Source organism: Micromonospora sp. NPDC018662, from assembly GCF_044391475.1.
Classification (GTDB): Bacteria; Actinomycetota; Actinomycetes; order Mycobacteriales; family Micromonosporaceae; genus Micromonospora.
Genome location: NZ_JBISAC010000003.1, coordinates 674,319 through 680,357, shown reverse-complemented (window position 1 = coordinate 680,357; position 6,039 = coordinate 674,319). Strand labels below are relative to the sequence as shown.

Sequence of the window (6,039 nt, the reverse complement as noted above, 5' to 3'; positions counted from 1 at the left end):
CCGCCCGGGCCCGGGGGGGCGGGGGGGGGGGGGGGGGCCCGGGGGCCCGGGGGGGGGGGGGGGCGGCCCCGCCCCCCCGGCCCCCCCCGGGGGGGGGGGGCCCGGCGCGCCCCCCCCCGCCGCCGTGTCCGTACCGATGAGGAGGTCTCCCGATGTCCGTTCCGCTCCCCCGACGGGCCGTGCTGCGCGGCGCGGTCCTGCTCGGCGCCGGCGCGCTGACCCCGCTCGGCACCGGCCGCGAGGCGCGGGCCGCCGCGGCCCGCGTCGACCAGCCCACCATCGCCAACTGCGCGACCTGGGGCGCCCGACCCCCGTCGTCACCGGTCAGCGTGGTGCAGAGCCGCCCCAACAAGATCATCATCCATCACACCGCGTTCCCGAACACCACCGACTACAGCCTCGCCCAGGCGTACCGGAACTCCCGCGACATCCAGAACCTGCACATGGATTCCAACGGCTGGCTCGACTCCGGGCAGCACTTCACCAACAGCCGGGGCGGCTACCTGACCGAGGGCCGGCACGGCAGCCTGTACGGGCTGCTGCACGGGCAGAGCATGGTGCAGGGCGCGCACTGCGTCGGGCAGAACAGCCAGGCCATCGGCATCGAGAACGACGGCATCTACCTCGACGTGCAGCCGCCGCAGGCGCTCTGGGACAGCCTGGTCTGGTTCTGCGCGTTCACCTGCCAGCAGTACGGCATCGCGCCCACCGAGATCTACGGGCACAAGGACTTCAACTCCACCCAGTGCCCCGGCCTGCTGCACGACCGGCTGCCGGAGCTGCGCCGCACCGTCGCCACCCGCCTCGGCGGCTGACGGTCCCGCGGGGCGCCCGGGTGCGACGGGCGCCCCGCACCGCGCCAGCCCGAGTGCCGCCGAGATCTTGGTACGAATGGGCCCATGAGGGCCCGTTCCTTCCAAGATCTTTCCCGTTCCCATCAGGCGGAACGATCGTCTCAAGTTAAGGGACAACGGCGATCAGGCGGTCCCGCCTCCCGGACAGCACGGGCCGCCGGGGAGGCGAGGCGGCGGATGCGGGCAGGATGCAGGCATGCCGATCCGATCCGTCGCCGAGCTGACCGCCGCGCTCCACGCCGGTGAGCGGGTCGGATACCTGCACTTCTGGGGGCACCGGCCACAGCGCGACGGCAGCGTCGGCGTCGGCTGCCTGAGCCAGTGGTGGCCGGCGGCGTTCACCGTGGACGGTCGGGAGTTCGCCACCGCCGAGCACTGGATGATGTGGCACAAGGCCACGCTCTTCGACGACCACGAGATCGCCGGGCGGGTGCTCACCGCCCCGCACCCGCACCGGGCCAAGGCGCTCGGCCGGCAGGTGCGCGGCTTCGACGAGGCCACCTGGGCGGCCCGCCGCGGGGAGATCGTGGTGGCCGGCAGCGTGGCGAAGTTCGGCCAGCACGACGCGCTGCGGCGGTTCCTGCTCGGCACCGGTGACCGGGTGCTGGTGGAGGCCAGTCCGACGGACCGGGTGTGGGGCATCGGCCTGACCGCCGACGACCCGCGCGCCGCCGACCCGGCGACCTGGCGCGGTGCGAACCTGCTCGGCTTCGCCCTGATGGAGGCGCGCGCCGCGCTCACCGGGTCCGACGGGTAACGTGCTGCGGCGTGACCGCGTACTCGCACTGCTCCTTCTGCGGCGCGGCCTACCCGGCGGGCGCCGGGTGGCCACGCGTCTGCCCCGCCTGCGGCGAGACGGTGTGGCGCAACCCGCTGCCGGTGGCGGTGGCGGTGCTGCCGGTCCGCACGCCCGAAGGGCTCGGCGTGGTGGTCGTCCGCCGGGACATCGAGCCGGCCCGCGGCCAGCTCGCGCTGCCCGGCGGCTTCATCGAGTACGGCGAGGAGTGGGACGAGGCGCTGGTGCGGGAGTTGCGCGAGGAGACCGGGCTGCTCGCCGAGGCCGGCGAGGCGCGGCTGTTCGCGGTGCACGGCGCGCCGGCCGGCGGCACCATGATGGTCTTCGGCGTGCTGCCCGAGCGGCCGATAGGCGACCTGCCGCCGTCCGCGCCGACCGAGGAGGCCACCGAGTGGCTGGTGCTCACCGAGGCGACCGAGCTGGCCTTCTCCACGCACACCCGGGTCCTCGCCGACTTCCTCGCCGGGCAACGCCCGTTCTGATCGCCCCCAGCCCGGCCCGCCCCGGCGATCATGAGGTTAGCCGGGCCTGGTGTCCGAATTGTCGGCGCTAACTTCATGATCAAAACGATGGTGGTCAGCCCCGCGCCGGCACCGGCTGGGGTGCGAACGGCACGCCGGCCGGCGCCCCGGTGGCCGGCTCGCCGGCCGGGTGCCGCCACAGCCCGCGCCGGCGCAGGATCGGCAGCACGCCCTCGCCGAACCAGTACGCCTCCTCCAGGTGCGGGTGGCCGGAGAGGATGAACTCGTCGATGCCGAGCGCGTGGTACTCGGCGATCCGGTCGGCGACCTCGGTGTGGCTGCCGACCAGCGCGGTGCCCGCGCCGCCCCGGACCAGCCCCACCCCGGCCCACAGGTTGGGCGCGATCTCCAGCCCGTCGCGGGAGCCGCCGTGCAGGTCCAGCATCCGCCGCTGCCCCTCGGACTCGCTGCGCCGCAACCCCTCCTGCACGGCCCGGATGTCGTCCTCGGCGATGCCGTCGAGCAGCCGGCGGGCCTGCGCCCACGCCTCGTCGGCGGTGTCCCGGCTGATCACGTGCAGGCGGATGCCGTACCGCAGCTCGCGGCCGGCGGCGGTGGCCAGCCCGCGGATCCAGTCCAGCTTGCCGGCCACCTGCGCGGGCGGTTCGCCCCAGGTCAGGTAGACGTCGCTGTGCCTTGCCGCCACCGGCCCGGCGGCGGCGGACGACCCGCCGAAGTAGACCGGCGGCACCGGGTCGGGCAGCCGGCCCAGCCGGGCGCCGGAGACGCGCAGGTGGGCGCCGTCGTGGTCGACCGTCTCGCCGCGCCACAGCGCCCGCACCACGTGCAGGAACTCGTCGGTACGCGCGTACCGGGCGTCCTTGTCGAGGAAGTCGCCGTACGCCCGCTGTTCGGTGGACTCGCCGCCGGTGACCACGTTGAGCAGCAGCCGGCCGCCGGAGAGCCGCTGGAAGGTGGACGCCATCTGCGCGGCGAGCGTGGGTGAGAGCAGGCCGGGCCGGAACGCCACCAGGAACCTCAGCCGCTCGGTCACCTGCGTGAGCATGGCGGTGGTCAGCCAGGCGTCCTCGCACCAGGCGCCGGTGGGGGTCAGCGCGCCGACGAAGCCGAGCTGTTCGGCGCTGCGGGCGATCTGCCCGAGGTAGGCCACGTCGGCCGGGCGGGCGCCCCCGGCGGTGCCCACCGGCACACCGTGCCCACCGCCCACGATGTCCCGGCTGTCGCCGTACGTCGGCAGGAACCAGTGGAAGGTGAGCGACATGGGGGCCTCCGGCGCGGGTCGGGCGGGCCGCCTCCTGAGGGGTGGGACGACCGCGCCGACAGACTACCCATAAAACCTATCGGGTTGGTAGGTTGCTGACGCCCGCCGATGGCCGGCCCATCCCCTCCCCGAGGAGTCGTCATGCGTACCCCGTCGAGACCCCGCCGCCGGGTGACCGCGCTGCTCACCACGCTCGTGCTGCTCGCCGCCACGGCGCTGGCGGCCTGCGGCGGTGAGGCGGCCGGCGCGGGCGACGGCGGCCCGCTGCGGATCGGCTACCAACGCTTCGGCGGGCTCAGCCTGGTCAAGGCGCGCGGTGAAGCGAAGAACGTCACCTGGTCGCTGTTCGAGAGCGGCCCGGCGCTCACCGAGGCGCTCAAGGCCGGCTCCATCGACATCGGACAGGTCGGCGAGGCCCCACCGGTCTTCGCCGCCGCCGGGAAGATCCCGTTCTCCGTGATCGGCACGTCCGAGCCCATCCCGCAGGGCGAGGCGGTGCTGGTCAAGGCGGACAGCCCGTACCGGAGCTTCGCCGACCTGCGCGGGAAGACGGTCGCGCTGAACAAGGGCTCCAACGTGCACTGGCTGCTGGTGAAGCTGCTGGAGGCGAACCGGATGACGCTCGCCGACCTCAACGTGAAGTACCTCAAGCCGGCCGAGGGACGGCCCGCGTTCGACAACGGGCAGGTCGACGCGTGGATCATCTGGGATCCCTACTTCGCGCTGGCCGAGCGGCCCGGCGTGCGGGTGCTCGCCGACGCCACCGGCCTCGCCGGCAACCGCGAGTACGTGCTGGCCGCGCCCGGCGCGGTCAAGAACCGCACCGACGACGTGCGGGCCTTCCTGGACACCTACCGCGAGACCACCGACTGGGGCATCGCCCACCCGGCGGAGCGGGCCGCCGTGCTCGCCCCGGAGCTGAAGATCCCACTGGACGTGACCAGCCGGGCGCTGGCCCGCAGCGCCAAGCCGCTCGCCCCGGTCACCCCGGACATCGGCCGCGAGTTGCAGGCCATCGCGGACAGCTTCGTGGCGCTGAAGCTGGTGCCGGGGCCGGTGGACATCGCCGGCCGGGTGGACGACCGGTTCACCGAGGCGTTCCGGTGACCGGCCCGGCGTTGGCCGAGGCGCCCGCCCCGGTCGTACCGTCGCCGGCACCCCGCCGACCGCGGGCCCGGACCGGTCGGCGGTGGTGGCGGCTGGTCAGCCCGGTCGGTCTGGTGCTCACCTGGGAGGCCGCCGCGCGGGCCGGCCTGCTCCCCCCGGAGAAGCTGCCGGCGCCGAGCACGGTGCTGGCCACCGGCGCGCGGCTGGCCGCCGACGGCACGCTCGGCGTGCACCTGCTCGACTCGCTCACCCGCGCCGCGCTCGGCCTGCTGATCGGCGGCGGCCTGGCGCTGGTGCTCGGCGCCGCGGCCGGGCTGCTGCGGCTCGGCGACGACCTGGTCGACCCGCCGGTGCAGATGGCCCGGATGCTGCCGCACCTGGGCCTGGTCCCGCTGCTGATCATCTGGGTCGGCATCGGCGAGTCGCTGAAGGTCACGCTGGTCGCGCTCGGCGCGTTCTTCCCGATCTACTTCAACCTGTACGCCGGCATCCGCGACATCGACGAGCGTCTGGTGGAGGCGGCCCGCACCTGCGGCCTGGGCCCGGCCGCCCGGCTGCGGCACGTGGTGCTGCCGGGTGCGCTGCCCGCGCTCTTCCTCGGACTGCGGCTGGCCATCGGCGCGGCCTGGCTCAGCCTGGTCGTCGGCGAGCAGGTCAACGCGCAGACCGGCGTCGGTTTCCTGATGATGGAGGCCCGCGAGTTCAGCCAGACCGACGTGGTGGTGCTCGGCCTGGTCGTCTACGCGCTGCTGGGCCTCGCCTCGGACCTGCTCATCCGGTACGCGGAACGGAGGACGCTGACGTGGCGACGCGGGCTGCGCGCGACCTGACGCCGCCGGTGCTCACCGCACGCGCGGTGACCCGGTCCTTCGGCCCGGCGGTGGTGCTGGCCGGGGTCGACCTCACCGTCGCCGCCGGGGAGACGGTGGCGCTGCTCGGCGGCAGCGGCTCCGGCAAGAGCACGCTGCTGCGCGTGCTGGCCGGGCTGGACGACGACGCCGGCGGCACGCACCGGGTGCACGGCGCCGCCGCGGTGGTGTTCCAGGAGCACCGGCTGCTGCCCTGGAAGCGGGTCGCCGACAACGTCGCGCTCGGCGTCGGCGGCCCGGACGTCGGCGCCCGCGTGGACCGTGCGCTGGCCGAGGTCGGGCTCGCCGACCGGGGCCGGGCCTGGCCGGCCGAGCTGTCCGGCGGGCAGGCGCAGCGCGTCGCGGTGGCCCGCGCGCTGGTCCGGGAACCGGACCTGCTGCTGCTCGACGAGCCGTTCGGCGCGTTGGACGCGCTGACCCGGCTGCGCATGCAGGGGCTGCTGCGCCGGCTACGCGCCCAGCACGGCTTCGCCGCGCTGCTGGTCACCCACGACGTGGAGGAGGCGCTGCTGCTCGCCGACCGCGTCCTGCTGCTCGACGGGGGCGTGATCGCCGAGGAGATCCCGGTGGGCCTCGGCCCCGCCCCGAGCACCGACGACCCGGCCCTCGGCGCGCTGCGCCGCCGGCTGCTCGACCGCCTCGGCGTACCCGCCTCGTGACCATGATGGAG

7 protein-coding genes are annotated in these 6,039 nt (G+C 75.0%); 6 read left to right on the top strand and 1 reads right to left on the bottom strand.

Translation table 11 applies throughout. The features are described 5' to 3' along the window. The first annotated feature begins 152 nt into the window (after nt 1–152). From ACH495_RS12625 to ACH495_RS12615, 3 genes are all read left to right on the top strand, one after another. Entirely contained in the window at nt 153–815 is a 663-nt protein-coding gene (locus ACH495_RS12625; RefSeq protein WP_396857843.1) for a peptidoglycan recognition family protein, read from the top strand. A 235-nt stretch (nt 816–1,050) separates the two neighbouring features. Continuing rightward, nucleotides 1,051–1,611: an NADAR family protein gene (locus ACH495_RS12620; protein WP_396857842.1), complete on the top strand. Its 561-nt coding sequence runs from the start codon at nt 1,051–1,053 to the stop codon at nt 1,609–1,611. Between the two features lie 11 nt (nt 1,612–1,622). After that, complete coding sequence (locus ACH495_RS12615) at nt 1,623–2,132, top strand: NUDIX domain-containing protein (RefSeq protein WP_396857841.1); 510 nt, start codon at nt 1,623–1,625, stop codon at nt 2,130–2,132. Between the two features lie 94 nt (nt 2,133–2,226). On the opposite strand, the gene ACH495_RS12610 is transcribed toward ACH495_RS12615, so the two are convergent. Next, on the bottom strand, nt 2,227–3,393 hold the full coding sequence (locus tag ACH495_RS12610; RefSeq protein ID WP_396857840.1) for an LLM class flavin-dependent oxidoreductase: 1,167 nt from the start codon (nt 3,391–3,393) through the stop codon (nt 2,227–2,229). 141 nt (nt 3,394–3,534) lie between these two features. Here ACH495_RS12610 and ACH495_RS12605 point away from each other — a divergent pair, with 141 nt between their 5' ends. The 3 genes from ACH495_RS12605 to ACH495_RS12595 are packed head-to-tail and all read left to right on the top strand — an operon-like array spanning nt 3,535 to nt 6,028. Continuing rightward, nucleotides 3,535–4,500, top strand: coding sequence for a sulfonate ABC transporter substrate-binding protein (locus tag ACH495_RS12605; protein ID WP_396857839.1), 966 nt, complete (start codon nt 3,535–3,537; stop codon nt 4,498–4,500). Beyond that, a complete protein-coding gene (locus tag ACH495_RS12600) occupies nt 4,497–5,330 on the top strand; it encodes an ABC transporter permease (protein WP_396857838.1) in 834 nt (277 codons plus the stop codon). The genes ACH495_RS12605 and ACH495_RS12600 overlap by 4 nt, the downstream gene beginning before the upstream one ends. After that, entirely contained in the window at nt 5,303–6,028 is a 726-nt protein-coding gene (locus ACH495_RS12595) for an ABC transporter ATP-binding protein (protein WP_396857837.1), read from the top strand. The genes ACH495_RS12600 and ACH495_RS12595 overlap by 28 nt, the downstream gene beginning before the upstream one ends. Nucleotides 6,029–6,039: the final 11 nt, after the last annotated feature.

Coding starts and splice junctions, on each gene's coding strand:
- ACH495_RS12625 (WP_396857843.1), top strand. CDS start 153: ATGTCCGTTCCGCTCCCCCGACGGGCCGTGCTGCGCGGCGCGGTCCTG.
- ACH495_RS12620 (WP_396857842.1), top strand. CDS start 1,051: ATGCCGATCCGATCCGTCGCCGAGCTGACCGCCGCGCTCCACGCCGGT.
- ACH495_RS12610 (WP_396857840.1), bottom strand. CDS start 3,393: ATGTCGCTCACCTTCCACTGGTTCCTGCCGACGTACGGCGACAGCCGG.
- ACH495_RS12605 (WP_396857839.1), top strand. CDS start 3,535: ATGCGTACCCCGTCGAGACCCCGCCGCCGGGTGACCGCGCTGCTCACC.